This is a genomic window from Colwellia sp. BRX8-9 (assembly GCF_014077245.1).
Taxonomy (GTDB): domain Bacteria; phylum Pseudomonadota; class Gammaproteobacteria; order Enterobacterales; family Alteromonadaceae; genus Colwellia_A.
Genome location: NZ_JACGVN010000007.1, coordinates 132,078 through 152,609, shown reverse-complemented (window position 1 = coordinate 152,609; position 20,532 = coordinate 132,078). Strand labels below are relative to the sequence as shown.

Here is a 20,532-nt window from a genome sequence, read left to right as displayed (position 1 = left end):
TCGAGGTTATGGCGTTTTAAAATAGCGCCCGTACTTTTAAGTCTCATTGATGGTAGGGTAGTTGGGTAAAGTTTTATAAAGCATTGTGTACAAACTAATGAGGGAAAACTATGAACGAAAATGACAAAATAAAAGCATCCGATTTATTTGTGCAAGCATTAGAAGCCGAAGGAGTCGATCATATCTTTGCTGTTCCCGGCGAAGAAAACCTCGATATGCTCGAGTCCCTTCGCAAGTCGTCGATAAAATTAGTGTTAACTCGCCATGAACAAGGCGCAGGATTTATGGCGGCAACTTATGGACGCTTGACTAATAAAGCGGGCGTTTGTTTGGCAACACTAGGCCCAGGAGCAACAAATTTAGCTACACCTGCGGCCTATGCTCACTTAGGTGGTATGCCCTTAATTATGATCACCGGACAAAAGCCAATTAAAAAATCTAAGCAGGGCCAGTTCCAAATTATTGATGTAGTTGGCTTGTTTGACCCCATTTGCAAAATGTCTAAACAAATTGTCCATGGCAATACGATTCCGTCATTAGTGCGTGAAGCTTTCCGTCTCAGTGAAGAAGAGCGCCCGGGTGCTGTATTATTAGAGTTGCCTGAAGATATTGCTGCTGAAGATTGTACGGCAGGGATTATGACACCCCATAAACGTCATTATGCAGGTCCTAATGAGGTGGCACTCGAGGAAGCGGTTACGTTAATAAAGGCCGCTAAAATGCCGTTAATACTTATTGGAGCGGGCGCGAATCGTCAAAATGTTCGAGAGGCAATGTGTGATCTTGTTCACACAACACGTATTCCCTTTTTTGACACTCAAATGGGAAAAGGAGTTGTTGATGAACGCTCAAGTCTCTTTTTAGGTACTGCTGCGTTATCATCGGGTGATTATTTACATTGTGCGATTGAACGTGCAGATTTAATTATTAATATTGGACATGATGTTATTGAAAAACCGCCGTTTTTTATGGAGCAAGGGGGTAAAAAAGTTATTCATGTTAACTATAAATCTGCGAAAGTTGATCAAGTATATTTTCCTCAATCAGAAATTATTGGTGATCTCGCGGCGTCTGTGACTGCTTTAAAAGATAAGTTAGCAGGAGAAGTAAAGTTTGATAGAAGTTATTTTGATAAGGTAAAACTCGCCATAGATGAGCATCTTGAAGAAGGAGCTGACGATAATCGCTTTCCTATTATTCCTCAGCGCTTTGTTGCAGACATTCGAAAAGTCATGGGTGAAAAAGATATCATCGCCTTAGATAACGGTATGTACAAACTTTGGTTTGCCCGTAATTATAAAGCTTATCAACCTAATACGGTACTACTCGATAATGCCCTCGCTACAATGGGCGCTGGTTTGCCATCAGGTATGATGGCAGCAATGTTAAACCCTGACCGACGTGTGATGGCAATATGCGGTGATGGCGGTTTTATGATGAATTCACAAGAATTAGAAACAGCAATTCGATTAGGCTTGAATCTAGTGATCACCGTGTTAAATGATAACTCTTATGGAATGATCCGTTGGAAGCAAGCCAGCTCTGGCTTTGCAGATTGGGGCTTGGAATTTAATAACCCTGATTTTGTTAAATACGCAGAAAGTTACGGCGCAACAGGGCACAGAGTTACCTCTGCTGAAGATATCATTGCTACCTATGAAAAAGCATTCTCAGCGGGAGGTGTTCATCTTGTTGAACTACCCGTTGATTACTCTGAGAATCAAAGGGTATTGATTGATGAATTGGCAGCAAAGGTTTGTTTAATATAAACCTTTTGTCTTAATATCGCTTGTCAGCAAGCATTTTTTAACTTAATAAAGAGCAGATTATGGCCGACTTAGACAAAAATAGTACCGCTGAAACACTCGATGTGGTTAACCCTTATGACCAAACTTATGTAGGTTCAGTTCCAACGGTAACGTGGGATAAAATTGATGAATATTTAGAGACTGCCCAGCAACTCTTCAAAGATCGTAAGCAATGGCTACCTGCCTTTAAGCGGATAAGTATTCTTAAAAAAGCGGCGGTGTTAATCTCACAACGAGCTGATGAATTAGCGTTACTCATCGCAAGTGAAGGCGGAAAGCCGCTGGTCGATGCTCGTGTAGAAGTTACTCGAGCTATCGATGGTGTAGAGCTTTGCGCAAAAGAAATATCGGCATTAACAGGTAAGCAAATACCGATGGATTTAACTGAAGCTGGAGCGGGGCGAATTGCTTTTACCAGTAAAGAGCCTATTGGAGTTGTGGTTGCTGTTTCAGCCTTTAATCACCCATTAAATTTAATTGTTCATCAAGTAGCTCCTGCGATAGCTGCAGGTTGTCCGGTGTTAGTTAAACCGGCTCGAGATACACCATTATCTTGTCAGGTGTTCGTTGATATTATGCATGAAGCGGGATTACCACCTCAGTGGTGTCGCTTTATTACGTGCGAGACATCCACGTCTGAAAGAATGATCACTGACCCTCGCGTCGCCTTTTTTAGTTTTATTGGATCAGCCAAAATTGGTTGGATGTTACGTTCTAAATTAGCGCCAGGAACACGCTGTGCATTAGAGCATGGTGGCGTTGCCCCGGTTATTATCGAAGAAAGTGCCGATATTGCAGCAATGATCCCGAGTTTGCTTAAAGGTGGTTTTTATCATTCGGGGCAAGTATGTGTTTCTGTACAACGTATTTTTGCGCCTCGAAATAAAGCTCAAGCCATTGCAAAAATGCTAGCTGATGGCGCTGAAAAGCTCGTTGTCGGTAACGCTATTGATGAAACAACCGAATGTGGGCCATTAATTCGTCCCAAAGAAGTCGATCGTGTTGAAGAGTGGGTTAATGAAGCCGTGGCTGGTGGCGCAACACTTGTTACCGGCGGTAAACGCTTGGGTGATACTACTTATGCGCCAACAGTACTGCTTGAACCGCCAGTCGATGCAAAAGTTTCAAACATGGAAGTTTTTGGTCCAGTCATTTGTGTTTATGGCTATGATGACATTGACCAGGCTATTGCTCAGGCTAATTCACTAGACTATGCTTTTCAGGCATCGGTGTTTACCAAGAATCTTGATGTTGCGATGAAGGCGATACAGGAATTAGACGCTACAGCTGTAATGGTCAACGACCATACTGCCTTTAGGGTTGATTGGATGCCTTTCGCTGGGCGCAAAAGTTCAGGATATAATACCGGAGGCATAGCTTACACTATGCATGATATGTCTCAGGATAAGATGGCCGTTATTAAGCTCTAATACAGTAAGCGCTAATACAGTGAGCTTTAATATAGTGAAATAAATAGTCTTTATAAAATAAAAGCGTCTTTAGTTGTTACCAAAGACGCTTTTTTATTCGCTCTATACGCACTTTCATTCGGCGCCTAGTCATCAAATACCTTACATCGATAAATCTTCACGTAATATGTAAATGTTATAAGAAATTTCATCAAAGTGTGATGACCATCTTTGCAGTACTTTTTTAGCTTTCTTTGGACTATCCAAATGTTTAGCTAGTAATTTACTAAACTTAATATCTGGTGGCGCCATAGCTCCATAGGTCATGTAAGGGATAGCCAGACTCATTTCAAGTGTGCCATTGACTGTGTCATACCATAACCAATTATATGGCCAATTTTCTTTTTTAGCCGCATCACTGATGATTTTCTTATCTTTTTCTAAAGCTTCGCTGTGTCCTAACTTCAGCTGATAGGTATTAACACCGATATATTTATAAGTAACATCTGCTGGCCAATGACTGTTGTTTAGATCATTTTCAGCGCGGTGGTGTTCATAATGAGAAATATATTTGCTGACATTCTTACGCCAGTTTTCAGAGGCTTTCGCTTGAATGTTCCACTGACGGTAATCATCAAGCTCTGACCAAGTATTGCAACAAGACCGAACGATGTAAGCATCCATATTTGCCCCCATATCAGCTTGATAAACAGACCAGCTTCGTGGGTCTTTCATTAATTTTCGATAGGCAATGTGGTCTATAAACGCTTGTTCAAAATTAGCTATTTGTCCTGGTTTTGGTACAAATAACCACACATTAGCAATGTTTTTTACTGATTTTTCTTCTGCACTTACCGGTACTGACACCCAACTTAACATTAAGAACAAGGTTAATAGTACAAAATAAAATAATATTACTTTTAGATTTTTAGTCATGTTGGCTTCCTTTGTATGATTGTTCATCCATGACAACCGCCAACAACTAAATGGAATATGGAAGAGTAATAATACGAAGTAGTCGTATTATTATTTGAGTTGATTCATCAAAAGTGTAGGTGAAAAATTAAATAAAAGCCATTTATTGAGGCATGTTCATGCAATAATTTTGTGCTTTAACCGTTTGAGTTACTGTTACTTGGCTTGTCGGTAAAGCCAGAAATTTTGCGGCTATTTATTACTTCACCGTTTTATCCAAGCAAGCGTTATGGATGCTTAATAAAAACTCATTTTATTATAATAAGTTAGCTATAAAGGCTATGGTAAAACTGTCGAATAAATATTGCCCTTTATTAAAACGCAAGGATATAATAAACAGAAATATAATAATAAAAGGATGTTCTGTGTATCCCCAAACAAAAAAAATACTGACATTAGTTTTCATGTTTTTCAGTTACTGTTCCATGGCTATCGCGTTGGAAAATAAAAATATAGAAAACAAACTAGCGGTAAAAAACCTCGATATTAATACACTCTTTGAGGAAGACGATTACCGTGATGTTAGTTTATCTCCTGATGGTAAACATCTTGCTTTGATCCAAGATCAAAAAGGGACGCCTGTTCTTATCATCGTTGCTGTTGAAACGATGAAAGCGATTAATCAAATTTCCTTTGCCAATAAAGACAGTGTCGGTCAATACCGATGGGCAAATAATGAAAGATTACTGGTTTTTCTTGCCAGTAAAAAAAGAAATCAAGAGAGGAAGGGCTACTATGGTGAAATATATAGCATTAATATAGATGAAGATGAAGGTGACTTTATTTTTGGTGTCCGTTCACTTGTTCGTCGAGGAAAAATAAAAAAAGGCACTAAAGACCACGATTACGAAAAACATTTGGCGCATCCTGAAATAATCAGCATGTTAAAGGATGACCCCGAACATATCATTATTTCAACGTCACAATATAATGATAAAGGTATGTGGGTTTTTAAGTTAAATATATATGAGGGTCAAATAGAAACGTTAGCAAAAATTGAAGATAGCAAGGCAAACCATCAAACGACTCAGCTAGATTACTTCGATGAAAGCCAAGAGTTATGGCTTAGCAGCAACACGGAAGATGATGATATTACTATCGCGCGTTATGATTTTGATGATGAGTCTTGGTTGTACTATAAACCTAAAAATGCAAGCTCTAGCTTATCTATTATCAGTACTTATAAAGATCAAAAGCAACTAGTGGTAAGTGATTATTGTGGTAACGATACTATTTCTATTTGTTTATTTAATCCAAAAACTGAGCAATTATCGACGTTATATACCGTGGATGGTTATGATACCAAATGGCTTTACTTAGATAATCAAGGTAGACCTTTTGCCGTCTCTTACTTTGACGAGTACCCGCAATATAAAATTTTAGATAAAAAGCATCCTATGGCTGAAAAACTTTCGGACTTCTTAGGACAATTTGCCGGTTATCACATTAACGTTAGCTGGGATAAGACATTTGAGACAAAAGCCTTAATCTCTCTTTCGAGCGACATTCAACCGACCTTATGGTATTTATTTGACCGTGAAACAAATAAGTTGAGTTACGTTGCACATAGCAAGAAGGGTATTGATACTAAAAAATTACATCCGCAATACTCGTTTAAATTTAACGCAAGAGATAACACCCCCATTCAAGGATATATAACCTTACCAACAAAAACGACTACTGCCGCAGTACCTGCTGTTGTTTTAGTTCACGGTGGCCCACATGCTCGAGATTATTGGGGATTTAATCCAGAAGTTCAATTATTAGCTTCGAGAGGCTATGCAGTGGTTCAGGTTAACTATCGTGGTTCAACAGGTTTAGGTTGGAAATTTGAAGCCGCTGGTTTTGGCCAATGGGGAGATAAAATTCAGTATGACATTTTAGATGGCATCAATTATTTGGTCGACAAAAAATACATAGATAAAAGCCGTCTCTGCATCATGGGCGCAAGTTTTGGCGGTTATAGTGCTATTCAAAGCAGCATTATTGCACCTGATCTGTTTAAGTGTACTGTTGCTCGATCAGGGGTTTATGACTTGCCATTATTGGTTGATCACGAAGAGCCTGAGGTAGCGAAAATATTAATTAAAAGAGTCGGTCTAGAAAACATCCAAAAAGACCATTCACCCATTCATAAGATTAATTTATTAAAAGCGCCCGTTTTATTAGTACATGGCACCAAGGATGACAGAACACCTTTAGAGCAAGCAGAAGTATTACTTAAGCAATTAAAGAAGCATAACAAGTCGTACGAATGGTTTGAAATTGAAAATGAAGGGCATAATTTTTATAAGTCTGACAACCGAATTATATATCATGAAAAAGTTCTTCAATTTCTAAACAAACATAATCCGGTTACTTTATAATGGCTGCTCCCTTGTGCACAATGGTATAAGGGAGATTTACAGGCTAATTGCAGCCAAGATATTACCTAAGTCAGTAATCTAGTGTTTTTAAGTGGGATTTTTTTTGAACATCAATTTTATAAAAATTATTGCGAGTACTATTTTTGCCCTTTTAGCGTTTGCGGCAAACTCTGTGCTATGTAGGTTAGCATTAGGTGATAATGCCATTGACGCAAGCAGTTTTACGATTATACGGCTTCTTTCGGGCATTATTATATTAATTATTGTGCTGCAACTAACACGTAAATCAAATGAAATAAAACCTAAATCTAAAGGCAGTTGGTTGGCGGCAGGTATGCTCTTTATTTATGCTATCGCTTTTTCATTTGGCTATATCTCATTAGATACAGGAACAGGCGCACTGATTTTATTTGGCGCAGTACAAATAACGATGATTATGGCGAGTGTAATTTCAGGTAATAAACTTCATTTTACTGAATGGGTAGGACTCATTATTGCATTTTCTGGCTTTGTTTATTTAATCGTGCCGAGCCTAGTAACACCATCATTTAAAGGCTTTATACTTATGGCTGTTTCAGGTATTGCTTGGGGACTTTATACCCTTGCTGGCAGAACATCTAAAAATCCACTTAGTGATACCGCCTATAATTTTATGAGAACATCTCCTTTTATTTTAATACTGATAATTTTTGGACTTAATGATGCTCATATAACACCAATGGGGATATTACTTGCGGTATTGTCTGGTGGTATAGCTTCTGGCATAGGCTATTTTGTTTGGTATATAGCGCTGCGCGGACTCTCTGTTACACAAGCCGCTGTTGTGCAGTTGTTTGTACCTGTTATTGCTGCTGCAGGCGGAATACTGTTTGCCAATGAACTGATTACATTACGTTTGGTTGAGTCATCCGCTTTAGTGCTTGGTGGTATTTTAACGGTGATCTTAGGTCGATACTATTTTGTTCAGTTAGCAGCAAAGAAGCCACCCATCACTTAATGCATGTTTTTAATCAGCACTCAGCTGACCATTATTGAAAAGTTAGCGTCTTAGCTTAACATTAATGCACATCGCCATTGATAATCGTTTAACCGCCTCATTCATACAACCGATAATCCCAAGGGTTAAGTGGGATTGATCCACATCACTGTGCAGCATCGCACGAAAGCTCAATAGTACCGAAATAGCCCAATAGTACAGTTATAGGGTTCGATCGTATGCGACATTCTTAAACTAAGTGACTACAATAATAGTAATTTTGTACTATTGTACCTTTTTGGTGATAGCGGTCCCGTCGAAAACAGCGCTAATTCTAATGGCGAACGCTTAGCTTAGTTTAATATTTTCCCTTAATGAGGAAAAATAAACCTAAGGTGCTAACCTATGAAGGTAGTAATAAATATTATTGCTCAAACTTTTGATCTTTTAGGCATAAGTTAACTATAAATAAACGCATCATTATATAATTATCAATAAGTTGTTCAAAGTTTATCTTAAGGTAGAAGTTTGCGCTGTTGAAAATAATTCAATCTGTTAATACAGAGATAATCAGAAATAAAAATCAGCTACTTTAATAAGTGGTGTACTTAATAAATAGATGAGTTGATAATTTTTTAGCTCAGTTTTGGAGAGAAAGTTATGATTGCATTCAAGTTAAATGGGAAAAATGTTTCCTCTACTGCAGAGGAAGACACGCCTTTATTATGGGTTATCCGTGATGAATTTGGTTTTAAAGGCACAAAATTTGGCTGTGGTATTGGAATGTGTGGTGCTTGTACTGTACATATCGATGGTGCGGCGATCAGAACCTGCTCTTTTCCATTAATAGCCGCCGCAAATAAAAATATCACCACGATTGAAGGTTTAGACAACAATCATCCATTGCAGCAAACCTGGATCGATGAACAAGTACCTCAGTGCGGCTACTGTCAATCTGGACAAATTATGCAGGCCGCAACTTTGCTAGCCAGTAATACTTCGCCAAGTGACCAAGAAATTGTTGATCATATGAGCGGCAATTTATGTCGTTGTATGGCCTATATCCGTATTCAAAGCGCTATTAAAAGTGCTGCAGATGTTATGTCAGCCGATGTACAAACGTTTGATCCACGCTCTTCAACCCAACAATCATAAAGGCGTATGACAATGCAAAATATTAAAGATGCAAAAAACAATGTCAGCTTATCTCGCCGTCGTTTTTTAGTTGGTACGGTCAGTAGTACATTATTAATGGCTTTCGCACCCCTAGCTAGCGCCGCCAATATCGGGCAAAGCCCACAAGAAACTCTAAAAAATAAATTGTTTTCGCCAACTGTATGGTTTGAAATTAACCCACAGGGCGATGTGAACATTAATATTGCTAAGGCAGAAATGGGGCAGCATATTGGTACGGCACTCGCACGTGTTGTGGCGGATGAGTTAGGCGCAGATTGGTCTAAAGTCTCTATTACTCATGTAGACACTGACCCTAAATGGGGTTATATGGTCACGGGCGGTTCTTGGTCAGTATTTCAAACGTTTAAGCCACTTTCTCAGGCTGGGGCAGCCGGTCGTATTGCGCTAATAGAAGCCGCGGCAAAAATATTGAATTGCCCAGCAGAGCAATGTCGTGTTGAAAATGGTGCAGTAATTTATCAAGAACAATCGTTAAGTTTTGGTGAAATTGTCACTCAGGGCACCTTTAATCGTGTCTTTACACCAAAAGAAATTGATGCCTTACCCTTAAAACCAGCCAGTAAAAGAACATTAGTCGGCAAGCCTAGTTTAGCCCTCGATATTCCCGATAAAACCAATGGCTCGGCGGTTTATGGTATTGATGTTGAGTTGGAAGGGATGGTTTATGCTCGACCTATTGTTCCACCAACACGTTATGGCACTAAGGTCACCAATGTTGATGATAGTGCGGCTAAAAAGGTTAAAGGTTATCTTGGCTATCATATTTTGCAAGACCCAAGTGAAAACATTCAGGGCTGGGTGAGTGTCGAGGCCGATACTTATTACGGCGCGATTAAAGCCGGCGATGCGTTAAAAGTAAGCTATCAAGCGGGTAAAACAGCCAAAGTTAGCGAGCAAGATATTATTAAAGAAGGTGAGCGTTTAGTTGCTGATGAAAACGAAGGTGGGTTGTTTATTAATGACGGCGACTTTTCAGCGGCGAGTGCCAAAGCAGATAAATCTATTAATGCTGTTTACCGCACCCATACCGCGTTACATTTTGCTTTGGAGCCAGTTAACGCAACGGTAGAAGAAAAAAATGGTCTGTGGCATGTTTATACCGGTAATCAATGGCAGTCGTTAACTTTGCCAGCGATCGCTAAAGCGCTACAAGTTTCAGATGAAAATGTTGTTATGCATCAGCAATACTTAGGCGGTGGCTTTGGTCGTCGTTTATTTGGCGATTATGCGATTCCAGCTGTATTAACGGCTAAAGCTATTGGCAAACCGGTAAAAATGGTCTTTACCCGAGAAGATGACTCTAGATTTGACCAACCAAGATCGCCTTCGGTTGTTTCGTTTCAAGCGTTATTTGATCAAAAAAATAAATTTACCGGCATGCAACACGCACTTGCTGCGGGTTGGCCAACCTTATCAATGGCGCCAGGGTTTATGCCTGAAAGTCTAGATAAAAAAATTCGTGTCGATATGTTTTCCACCAGTGGTGCAGATCATTGGTACAGCATGGAAAACCATCGTGTGCGCGTGGCTAATAATAGCCTAGCACAACAAACTATGCTGCCCGGTTGGTTAAGATCCGTAGGGCAGGGTTGGATTGTTTGGGGATTAGAATCATTTATTGATGAAATAGCGCATCAAAGTAAAATGGATCCTATTGATTTTCGTTTATCGATGCTTGATGGTTTAGGAAAACAGGCGGGTAAAGCACCCGAAAGTGTTGGTGGTGCTAAGCGTTTAGCCCATGTATTAACTAGGCTTAAAGAAAAGACCGCCAATGTTAAGTTAGGAAAAAACGAAGCGATTGGTGTTGCGATAAGTTCGGGACAAGAACGCACCATGCCGGCTTGGATGGCTTGTGCCGCTCAAGTACATGTCGAACCTAGCTCTGGCAAAATCACGGTTAAGAAATTGACTATGATTGCTGATGCCGGCGTTATTATTCATCCTGATGGCGCTTTAGCTCAAGTACAAGGGTCAATGCTATGGGGAACAAGCTTAGCATTACACGAACAAAGTCCGATAGAAAATGGTCAAGTAAGTAATCTTAACTTAAACACTTACACTCCATTAAGAATGAATGATGTACCTGAGCTTGATATTGAATTTGTTGAAAGCGAAGAGTTTCCTGTTGGCTTAGGTGAGCCTGGTGTTGTGTCAATAGCGCCCGCTATCGCCAATGCTATTTTTCAGATAACAGGAGTTAGAGTACGAGATTTACCTATTAAGTCAGCGGCGTTAGTAAGTACATAAAATATTATTAGTTTTTTGTATCGCTAATATGGCCAATAAGAAAGATGGTCATAGGTAATAATAACAAAGCCTTTTGTGTCGATAATACGTCACTAAAGGCTTTTTTTATAAGTCAGTAAAAGATAAGGTAGTACTTAATTGTCTTATTAAATTGGCTAACTAAAAAATAAATATTATAGCCGACAAGTTCATTGGCCTTTAATGGCCTGATTAATATTAATAGGGAGAAAAAAATGTTCAGTCATATAATGATCGGCGCAAATGATGTCGCACAATCAAAAGTTTTTTATGATGCCATTCTTGGTGCCATGGGCCACGAGCCTGGTGTAATTGACGCCAAAGGTCGTTGTTTTTATTTTACCAAAAACGGAGTTTTTGCACTAAGTAAGCCGATAGATGGTAAGCCTGCTAGTCATGGTAATGGCTCTACTATTGGTTTCGCAGCTGAGAGTACCGCTATTGCTGATGCATGGCACGCAGCGGGTGTTGCTAATGGTGGTCGTGCGTGTGAAGACCTTCCAGGTGTAAGAGATGGAACGATAGGTAAGATTTATCTCGCTTATTTACGTGATCCCTCAGATAACAAAATTTGTGCGCTTCATCGAATCGTTTAAAAATAATTGTTAATTTTTACTACCATAATAATTTACAAAAGTAAGGGCAAAAACAGCTTTAAATATGTCCGAAATAGTCGGTTTTAGACATCTTACAGGTAGTATTATTTGCCTTTAGTTTAGTGTTTTTTGGAGAACTATCTTGGCGACTAAGCAAGAAGTAACAGACTTTATGAGAACAGAGTTTCCACAGGCCAAGTGCATTGTTGAAGCTGTTGGAGAACAATCAGCAACAATAAGGCATACCGTAGGTTTTGATGAATTAAGGCCAGGTGGAACTGTATCTGGCCCCGTGTTAATGACCGTTGCCGATTGTGCTCTATATGTGGCTATTCTTGGTGAGATAGGCATCGTTTCTCTTGCTGTGACCACCAGCCTAACCATTAACTTTCTGAGAAAACCCTCTTCAAGCAAAGATATTATTGGTAAATGTACCTTACTAAAGATAGGGAAGTCACTCATTGTTGGAGAGGTATCCTTATACTCCGAAGGTGATGTAAACCCTGTTGCACATGTTGTTGGAACTTATTCAATACCTAAAGCAAGATAAATTAAATAAGTCTATAAAGAAGCAGGGATAATTATCGATCGAGCCTCATTTTGTATTACACTATTATCAACAATGACGTGTTACTTGACCTTCTGTTATGTCTTTAGGAACTTATGAAAAAAAATTCTATCCCACAGTTTATCGGTGTCATCATTAGTTTTGTTGCTATTTGGTTAGTTAATGATTTCTTTTTGGTTGATCAATGCTTAGATAATGGTGGTAGCTTCAATTACAGCAAAGGTGAATGTGTATTAGTTAATGGTGAAATACAAGCATCTGATTTAGGGAAGTACTTAATCGCCATCTATTTTTTTATGGGCTTATTAATTGCGTTGTCGGTTTCAATGCTCATTCAAAAAACATGTAAAACTGTGCAAGAATAAACACTATCGACTGCTAATTTAATCGGCTATTAATTACTCTACCATTGGCGTTGGTACTATACATGCTCAGCTGAACGCTAAAATAAAAGTAACATATTATTCGATTACAAGTCGCTACGTTAAGTGGCGTATTTATCGAATATCGAATCCATATATTCACTGTTTTTTCGCTATAGCGTTAATGTTTTCATCAAATGAATGTCTTCTTGATAAAAAGCAGTCTAAAATCCTAGCCCATCAGTTTTTCTTGCAAAATTATGGCTAAATAATTACTGCTATTATTAATTGCAACGATATAGTAAGCCATTAAATTGTTATAGCCTTAGTGAAATGTACCGTTTTGCATTTAACCCTAACATGAGTTGTTAACACGAATTTTTCCGCAAAAGTGAAGTTAAAATCAGGTCAAATAAACAGGAACTTATAAAGTTGAACAACGAAGAAATTAATTGGACCATTTGTCAGCAGTGCCAAGGGCTTGGTCAAAAAAATAAAAGACCACGCAAAAAAATGCGACTTCAGTATCAGCGTCAGTTGGATGAATTTGAACAAAAACAAAGCGAAGGTACACCTCCAATTCGTCCTAAGGGACATTTATTTGATTGTTTAAATTGCAATGGAACTGGCCTTGTTCAGGCGAAAGATATTACCACCGCAGATAAAGAAAACTACCCACATATTGCTATTATCGGCGGCGGTATCGGCGGTGTTGCGCTAGCAGTTGCTTGTTTACACCGCGGTATTCCTTTTACACTTTATGAAAGAGACAGTGGCTTTGATACTCGCTCTCAGGGTTACGGACTGACATTACAACAAGCCAGTAGAGCGATAGCAGGGCTTGGCATTTCTGTGTTAACCCAAGGCGTTATTTCAACTAGGCATGTTGTTCATACCACCACGGGTAAAGTTATTGGTGAATGGGGGATCAGAAAGTGGCACCCCTCTGCGGTGAAATCGTCGGTTAAACGCACCAATGTTCATATCGCTCGCCAATCTTTGCGTTTAGCTTTACTTAAGCAACTCGTCGGTGACAACCAAGTAAAATGGTGTCACCAATTAGTAGGTTATAAGGAGTCGCTGGGGGGAGGTGTTGATTTGAGTTTTCAGGTCGAAGGTGAATTGAAAAGCGTCAAGGCCGATCTTGTTGTTGGCGCTGATGGTATTCGCAGTTCAGTGCGAAAATTACTGGTAACTGATGATAAAACACCTCTACGTTACTTAGACTGTATTGTTATTTTGGGTATTTGTCCTTTGGCGGCACTCGAAGGACTTAAAAGTTCACTGCTGGACTCAGCGACTGTTTTTCAAACGGCGAATGGTAATGAACGTATTTATATGATGCCTTATGCGTCTGACTCTGTGATGTGGCAGCTGAGTTTTCCGATGCCTGAAGCGGAAGCTAAGGCATTAAGCGCTAAAGGTCCTCAGGCATTAAAAGACGAAGCGTGTCGAAGAACTCAGTGGCATGACCCTATACCGCAAGTTTTAGCTGCTACCTTGGTGGCTCAAGTTTCTGGTTATCCCGTGTATGACCGGCCATTACTCGAAGCTGAGTTATTGCAGCAAGGGCAACAATCGACGCTCATTGGTGATGCGGCTCACCCGATGAGCCCATTCAAAGGACAGGGAGCAAATCAAGCGCTTCTCGATGCGTTGTCGCTTGCACGAGGCATATCGATAGGATGTCGGCCATTATCTCAATGGCGAGATGCTGGCATAAGGGAAAGTGTACTCAATGAGTTTGAAGAAGAAATGCTAGCGCGCAGTGCCTCTAAAGTGAAAGATTCTGCAGAAGCGGCAAAGTTTCTACATACCGACACTGTGCTTCATGAAGGTGATGAACCCAGGGGCCGTTGCCTTCAAAGAGATGGCTTGTAAGTAAACCTTGACTGAGCAGGCTTGTTTTTTCCGTTATATTTATAGAGAGTTTTTATGATCTGTTGGCCATGTGTTTTAAAGTTAGAAGGCGAAGATGAGCTTACATATTTAGCCTCTGCGCTAGATTTTATTTCAGAATGTCAGGATTTAATTCTTAGCGATGAGGATTATGTTATAGATTCTATGGGTGTTTGCTATTTAATAGAATGTGTATCACAACAACGAGTGCTAGTTAAAACAGGGCGAACAGTCATTATAGCGGAAGTTTTAGATTTGATCCGTGCTCATGAGTTTAGTAAGGCGGAGCTTTGTCTCACTAAAATATATTTCTTAACAGTAGCAGATGCTATTAATTCACTACGCTATTAAATCAAAGTGAACAGCTAATGAGTGGTACAACTCCCTTAAAGCCTATCTATTAGGGTTAATTAGCGATTTTTTTATATAAAACATAATAAATGCCTATTATTACACGCTATTATTTATTTAATAGCATCATCATTTTGTTAATTAACTCATGATATCAAACACATAAAATTATTTTATAAATACGCCTTTTATAAAACTTTATACACATGCATAACTTTATTTCTTTTCTCTCATTAATGTCTACGCATAAATTGCTTTAGCGATATTTAGCAACTATATTTATTTTATGTTTACGTTATATTAACTTTTAATTTACTTTTGTATGGATAATATACAGCTCTTAATATCCATACAAACAAGTAAACAAAAAGTTATGCGAATATTTCATTATTTGAAATTGGAAGACTTAAGCATTTACAGCTTTAAATAAAATGAAATAATCTTTTAACCAGCGTTCGAAAAAGTAGATTAGTTTGGGTGTACCTGGTTAATTTATTGGCTGTCTTTTAACTTTTATTTATAAGTTATTAAAATAAGTAACTGAATATTGTTGTAATTATTAATAGATAAGGGATTTCTATGAGATATTTAACGATAGCATTAATTTTACCTATAATGGCATTTGCTAAACAAATTCCATTCAATGAAGCAATGACTGCGGAAATTACTTCAGCAATTGTTAGCCAAAACTTACCAACAACGCACAAGTCATCAACAAAAATGTCTGCTTTAGCTCCTCCTAGCGGTGGTGATCCCGGAGACGAACCTGGTGGTGGGGATGCTTATGGTATTGCCAATGAAGATATCTTAGCGCGTATGTCTGTAAAAGATTCTGTTACGCCTTATACAACCGACTTACTCGGCGAGCATATTGACCTTAACTCTGGCACGATTGGATTTAGCCATACTGATTTGGTGGCTAAAGGGATTGGCCCCGACATTGTCATAGCTCGAAAGTTCTATCCTGAAGCTGCTGGTTTAACTGCTTATAATTCAGCTTTTTTTGATGATTGGTTACTTGAAATTCCCGCGATTCATACCACACTACTTTTTAATGGTTCTCGGTATTCAGGTTCATGGGGAATAGGCAAAGAATGCTCTGGTTCCTTAAACCCTGGCGGGATTTCTGATCATGGTAACGTGTTTGAATCTCATGAATACTGGAACGGTGACTCTCTTATTTTACCCGGTCGGCAAGAGAAGTTAGTTGAAAAAAACGGTAGAAAAACAAAATCTAATTGGAAGTTCGATTGTTTTACTCGTTCAGGCGGCAATGGCGAAGGTTTTATCGGTCACTCACCCGATGGGCTTAAGTACACTTTCGACAAAATGAGACTAATATCCTCTAAGGGTATTTATAGAGATTATAAAGTTACTTCTCGGTATCAAGCCTTTATGTTGGCTTCAAAAGTAGAAGATCGTTTCGGTAATTGGATTCAGTATAATTATTCTGGTAACAAGCTAACTTCAATAACGTCCAGTGATGGCAGAACAGTTTTTATGACTTATGGAACGGGATCCCATCTAAATCATATTACTAAAGTTTCTTATAACGGACGTCATTGGACATATTCATATGGGAGTACTGAAGGGCTAGATTCTGTTACCCGACCTGATGGTAAAAGCTGGGTTTTTGATTTAAGCCCATATAGAAATGCTAAACCAACTGTTGGTACCAGGAACGGTGACGAAATGGATGATTGTGCATACACCATAAATTATACACCAAAAAACAGTACTGCAAGTATCACACACCCTGATGGTGTAACTGGCACATTTCAATTTGAAGGAAAAGTTCAAGGAAGAAGTAACACGCTTGTAACCACTACCAGTAATAACGGCCCCTATATACAGCCTCAATGCTACGCAACCATGTCTATTATTGAAAAAGTGTTAGATGGACCGGGAATGTCCAAGATGACATGGAATTATGATTACTCTGAAAACACAGGTTTTGCCGCTAATGAAAATATCCAAAGTAGTATGTTATTAAAGGGTACATTACCGAGCAATATCAATAATAAAGATTATAAATGGACACAAGTAATAGCTCCAGATAACAGTCGAACAAAATATTATCATAACCGTGATTACTCCAGTTACTTAGACGGTAGCTTAGCCGCTGTAGAAGAATTTGATACAAACGGCGCGATGCTGCTCCAAACAAAGAAAACATTTACTCGTCAAAATATTGGTAATGTGGGATTTGAGTTAAGCAGTGGTGTTGCTCATTCAAACCGAGCGTTAATTGCTTCTGAAGTAAAAGAATACTATAGAGTAGGTGGTAAAGATGTTTTTACTCACCTAACCACCTCATATGATATTTATGGTAACCCAACGCAGGCACACCAATACAATGATGCTAATGGCAACAAACATAAATATATTCAAACCACCTATAATAATGATCCAACATACTGGCTAATTGGTCGGCCATATCAAAAAAATGTCTTTAACGGTACTATTTATGAAGAAGTAGCAAAAACGACTTATCACTCTGCTGAGGGGATCTACAAATCACAACCCGCTAACCAATACTCTTTTGGTCGTTGGCATACCAATTACACCTATTTATCAAATGGATTACCTAATAAAATAACAAGAAATGCCAATAATCAGTGGGTAAAATATTCAAATTATTATCGTGGAATTCCTAGAACTATTCAGACGCCTAAGAGCCGCAGTACAGTTTCTCAATATGGTTATCGAATAGTCAATGCCAATGCTCAGGTTACTCGAGTAACGGATTTTGAAGGTAACTGTGAAAACTACAGCTATAACACTTTAGGGCGGTTAACCTTAATAGACCCTTGTGACGAAGAATGGTCAAATACCAATATTTCATATTCACAGTCATCAGGTGGTATTGGCGTTCCAGGAACAGTTTCAGGTATGACGGTTCAAACGGTTAGTCAAGGTGACTACCGTAAACAGACTTTTTATGATGGACTATTGAGGCCATTGGCCGTAAAAGAGTGGGATAACGGCGATAGTAGTAATACAACAAGGTATGTAAGAACAAACTTTAACTACTTAAATAAACCAACTTTTCAAAGTCAGCAGACAAGTTCTGCGTCTACTTATTATGGTGTTAATTACAGCTATGATGGATTAGGGCGTCCAAAGACGGTTAATAACAATGCCATTTCAGGTCAAATATCTTATCGATATTTGGTTAATGACAAAGTAGAAGTTAATGATAATAAAGGCAATGTTACCACAACCACTTATTTGTCTTATGCATCACCTAGTCAATCAATGCCTATTTTAATTAGCTCACCCGCTGGTGTTAGTACAAGTATGGCCTACAATATCTACGGTAATGTTAGCAGCGTTAGCCAAGGCGGAGAGCATGAATACCGCGTTTATGATGATTATCAAAAGCTTTGTAAAGTTGTTAGAGAGGATGTTGGCCCGAGAGCTTATTCATTTGATAGTGTCGGACAGCTAAGCTGGAAAGCTTATGGAACGTCAATTAGCACTAGCACCACCTCGTGCGATAGTTTAGTAAGTAGTTCAAATAAAACGAATTACTTCTATGGGTACAGAGGAAATACTATTTCTGAGACATATGAGGATGATAGAGCAAACAAAAGCTTTTATTATGATAGAAATGGTCAGTTAATTACCCTTAATACGGGCAGTGTTGCTAGTCATTATTCATACAATAGTCTAGGGGGATTGGCCTCTGAAAGCTTATCTATAGACGGGAATACCTTCACCTTAACTTATCAAACGGATAATTTAGGTAATAAAAGTTCAATCACTTATCCCAGCGGGCAAGTGATGAATGTCAAGCATAATGCGTTAAGTCAACAATTGCGAGTGGGTAATTACGCAACAAATGCTAAGTATCATGCATTAGGTGCTATTAAGTCTCATAATTATGGCAATGGGTTTATGTATTCTGCTACGCTAAACAGTGCTGGCTTACTTGCTTCAACCTATGATGCAAGAAGTGGCACTTATGCGATAAAACAAGCCATGACCTACGACTCAAATAATAATTTGACGTTCTGGGATGACCAAAAAAATAATGCCTATGACTTAAAAGCAACCTATGACGGGCTTGATAGGTTAAACCTGATCACCGATAGTTACTCGGGTACAGGAGATGTTAATTACGACACCAAAGGTAATATTACCTACTATAAAATAGGTTCTAAATCGATTGGGTATGCTTATGACAGCTTAAACCGTTTAAATTACACCACAGGAAGTAAATCATATAACTTTCTTTACGACAGTAGAGGGAATGTCACTTCAAATGGTCATGATAGCTTTTCGTATAATGTTGCCGGTCAAATGGACGAAGCAAGTGGCAATACTTATGTTTATGATGGCCATAACCGAAGAGTGAAAACAAACGATGGTTCAGGCTTAAGTTATTCGATGTACAGCTTATCTGGTCAGCTAATGTTTAGAAAAGTTGGTGGTGTTAACAAAGATTACTACCGTTTAGGTGGTAAATTAGTCGCTACAAAAAATTCCAGTGTAGAATTCATTCATACTGATTATTTAGGCAGTCCCGCGGCATTTAGTAACTTAGCGGGAGTGATTATAAAAACTCTACACTATCAACCTTTTGGTGAAACGATTGGAACACAAAGTGATGATGTAGGTTATACCGGACATAAGTTCGATACTGATATTGGCCTAAGTTATATGCAAGCACGATACTATGATCCAGTTATCGGGCGTTTTTACTCAAATGATCCGATAGGATTTCGTGATATTCATAGTTTTAACCGTTATGCTTATGCCAATAATAATCCTTATAAGTACATAGATCCTACTGGTGAAGCTTCATTTCTAGTTAGTAGGCCAATTAATAATCCTGTTATTGGTATGGTTGCCAATCACAATTTCATAGTTTCATAGTTTCAAATGCTGATTTTGTTGGGGATAAGAATGCAACAATTCATTCGTATGGAAATAATGGAAAAGGGATAATGGGGAAAGTAACAGGAAAAACTCAGGGTACATCAAGTACTACCGGAGCTACTGACAGAGCAGCATGGGAAGCTCTTAGTTCTAATACTGAAGACTTGGGAGATCATATAACTCAAATCATAGCTAATGATTCAGACGTAGATAATGCTGCAACTTCAGTGGTTGAAAATAAGGAGTATTCGTACACTGGAGTTAATAGTAATAGTGCGGCTTCCGCTGTTGCTGATAAGGCTCAAGGTTCGACAGTTATCCTTCCTGATAGCCTTAAATCATCTCCCGGTAATAGCAATAGAGATCAAGTTGAATTTAAAGATAAGGAGATAAATTAATATGCCTATTAACGTTATAGCACTTCTCTCAGTTGCATTATTAGATATCATAATTTTGCTGACTCTATTTCCTACTCCTGTTAGGAGGCTTCTTTCAAACCTAATAGATCTTAGTGACGGCTCCTACCTGATAAATTTTTCGTTTGTCATTCTAGCTGCAAATATATTATTACTTATAGGGATATTGATAAATAAATGGAGGCATGGGCTGTTTGATGGTCAACTAAAAATACTAATCTATTTTGCTTTAACAACGGTTGTCATATACACAATTATTGGCTTAACAGCGCTCTATCAAATGTATGTTGTAGGTCTTCATTAGCCTGCTAATTGTTTAGCTCAAAATTAGTAATCATTTTTTAAAGTTAGCATTTAGGATATTGAATCCAAAGCCCCTGTCGGGGGCTTTATTTTTGGCTGCTTTTGAAGCCAAAAGGGATTGAACATTAGCCCCGTACTCTGCTGTTCTAGTGGT

General features: G+C 38.6%; 14 protein-coding genes. 13 read left to right on the top strand and 1 reads right to left on the bottom strand.

Annotation, left to right across the window (positions count from 1 at the left end; all coding sequences use genetic code 11):
* Positions 1–128: 128 nt before the first annotated feature.
* On the top strand, positions 129–1,769 hold the full coding sequence (locus H4J70_RS08015; protein ID WP_404842491.1) for an acetolactate synthase large subunit: 1,641 nt from the start codon (positions 129–131) through the stop codon (positions 1,767–1,769).
* 59 nt (positions 1,770–1,828) lie between these two features.
* The gene (locus H4J70_RS08010) at positions 1,829–3,238 is read left to right on the top strand and encodes an aldehyde dehydrogenase family protein (protein WP_182222617.1); all 1,410 of its coding nucleotides are present in this window, start codon (positions 1,829–1,831) and stop codon (positions 3,236–3,238) included.
* Between the two features lie 141 nt (positions 3,239–3,379).
* Here the strand turns inward: H4J70_RS08010 and H4J70_RS08005 are convergent, their stop codons facing one another.
* A complete protein-coding gene (locus H4J70_RS08005; protein ID WP_182250876.1) occupies positions 3,380–4,153 on the bottom strand; it encodes a hypothetical protein in 774 nt (257 codons plus the stop codon).
* A 476-nt stretch (positions 4,154–4,629) separates the two neighbouring features.
* Here H4J70_RS08005 and H4J70_RS08000 point away from each other — a divergent pair, with 476 nt between their 5' ends.
* From H4J70_RS08000 to H4J70_RS07950, 11 genes are all read left to right on the top strand, one after another.
* On the top strand, positions 4,630–6,558 hold the full coding sequence (locus tag H4J70_RS08000) for an alpha/beta fold hydrolase (RefSeq protein ID WP_182250875.1): 1,929 nt from the start codon (positions 4,630–4,632) through the stop codon (positions 6,556–6,558).
* A gap of 103 nt (positions 6,559–6,661) precedes the next feature.
* Positions 6,662–7,555 carry a DMT family transporter gene (locus H4J70_RS07995; RefSeq protein ID WP_182250874.1) on the top strand — a complete coding sequence of 298 codons (894 nt, stop codon included), beginning with the start codon at positions 6,662–6,664 and terminating at the stop codon, positions 7,553–7,555.
* Positions 7,556–8,194: 639 nt separating this feature from the next.
* Positions 8,195–8,689, top strand: a complete 495-nt coding sequence (locus H4J70_RS07990) for a (2Fe-2S)-binding protein (protein WP_070376774.1) — start codon at positions 8,195–8,197, stop codon at positions 8,687–8,689.
* A gap of 6 nt (positions 8,690–8,695) precedes the next feature.
* On the top strand, positions 8,696–10,981 hold the full coding sequence (locus H4J70_RS07985) for a xanthine dehydrogenase family protein molybdopterin-binding subunit (protein WP_182250873.1): 2,286 nt from the start codon (positions 8,696–8,698) through the stop codon (positions 10,979–10,981).
* 233 nt (positions 10,982–11,214) lie between these two features.
* Positions 11,215–11,595 (top strand): VOC family protein, encoded by a 381-nt coding sequence (locus H4J70_RS07980; RefSeq protein WP_070376776.1) that lies wholly within the window; start codon positions 11,215–11,217, stop codon positions 11,593–11,595.
* 139 nt (positions 11,596–11,734) lie between these two features.
* Positions 11,735–12,145 carry a PaaI family thioesterase gene (locus H4J70_RS07975; RefSeq protein ID WP_182222644.1) on the top strand — a complete coding sequence of 137 codons (411 nt, stop codon included), beginning with the start codon at positions 11,735–11,737 and terminating at the stop codon, positions 12,143–12,145.
* A gap of 113 nt (positions 12,146–12,258) precedes the next feature.
* A complete protein-coding gene (locus H4J70_RS07970) occupies positions 12,259–12,528 on the top strand; it encodes a hypothetical protein (RefSeq protein WP_182222612.1) in 270 nt (89 codons plus the stop codon).
* 429 nt (positions 12,529–12,957) lie between these two features.
* A complete protein-coding gene (locus tag H4J70_RS07965; RefSeq protein ID WP_220465333.1) occupies positions 12,958–14,406 on the top strand; it encodes an NAD(P)/FAD-dependent oxidoreductase in 1,449 nt (482 codons plus the stop codon).
* A 54-nt stretch (positions 14,407–14,460) separates the two neighbouring features.
* Positions 14,461–14,775 (top strand): DUF4144 family protein, encoded by a 315-nt coding sequence (locus H4J70_RS07960; RefSeq protein ID WP_182215936.1) that lies wholly within the window; start codon positions 14,461–14,463, stop codon positions 14,773–14,775.
* Positions 14,776–15,354: 579 nt separating this feature from the next.
* Positions 15,355–19,656, top strand: a complete 4,302-nt coding sequence (locus H4J70_RS07955) for an RHS repeat domain-containing protein (protein ID WP_182250872.1) — start codon at positions 15,355–15,357, stop codon at positions 19,654–19,656.
* Positions 19,657–19,727: 71 nt separating this feature from the next.
* Positions 19,728–20,057, top strand: coding sequence for a hypothetical protein (locus H4J70_RS07950; RefSeq protein ID WP_182250871.1), 330 nt, complete (start codon positions 19,728–19,730; stop codon positions 20,055–20,057).
* Positions 20,058–20,532: the final 475 nt, after the last annotated feature.

Coding starts and splice junctions, on each gene's coding strand:
- H4J70_RS08010 (WP_182222617.1), top strand. CDS start 1,829: ATGGCCGACTTAGACAAAAATAGTACCGCTGAAACACTCGATGTGGTT.
- H4J70_RS08005 (WP_182250876.1), bottom strand. CDS start 4,153: ATGACTAAAAATCTAAAAGTAATATTATTTTATTTTGTACTATTAACC.
- H4J70_RS07955 (WP_182250872.1), top strand. CDS start 15,355: ATGAGATATTTAACGATAGCATTAATTTTACCTATAATGGCATTTGCT.
- H4J70_RS07970 (WP_182222612.1), top strand. CDS start 12,259: ATGAAAAAAAATTCTATCCCACAGTTTATCGGTGTCATCATTAGTTTT.
- H4J70_RS07985 (WP_182250873.1), top strand. CDS start 8,696: ATGACAATGCAAAATATTAAAGATGCAAAAAACAATGTCAGCTTATCT.
- H4J70_RS07950 (WP_182250871.1), top strand. CDS start 19,728: ATGGGGAAAGTAACAGGAAAAACTCAGGGTACATCAAGTACTACCGGA.
- H4J70_RS07960 (WP_182215936.1), top strand. CDS start 14,461: ATGATCTGTTGGCCATGTGTTTTAAAGTTAGAAGGCGAAGATGAGCTT.
- H4J70_RS07990 (WP_070376774.1), top strand. CDS start 8,195: ATGATTGCATTCAAGTTAAATGGGAAAAATGTTTCCTCTACTGCAGAG.
- H4J70_RS07980 (WP_070376776.1), top strand. CDS start 11,215: ATGTTCAGTCATATAATGATCGGCGCAAATGATGTCGCACAATCAAAA.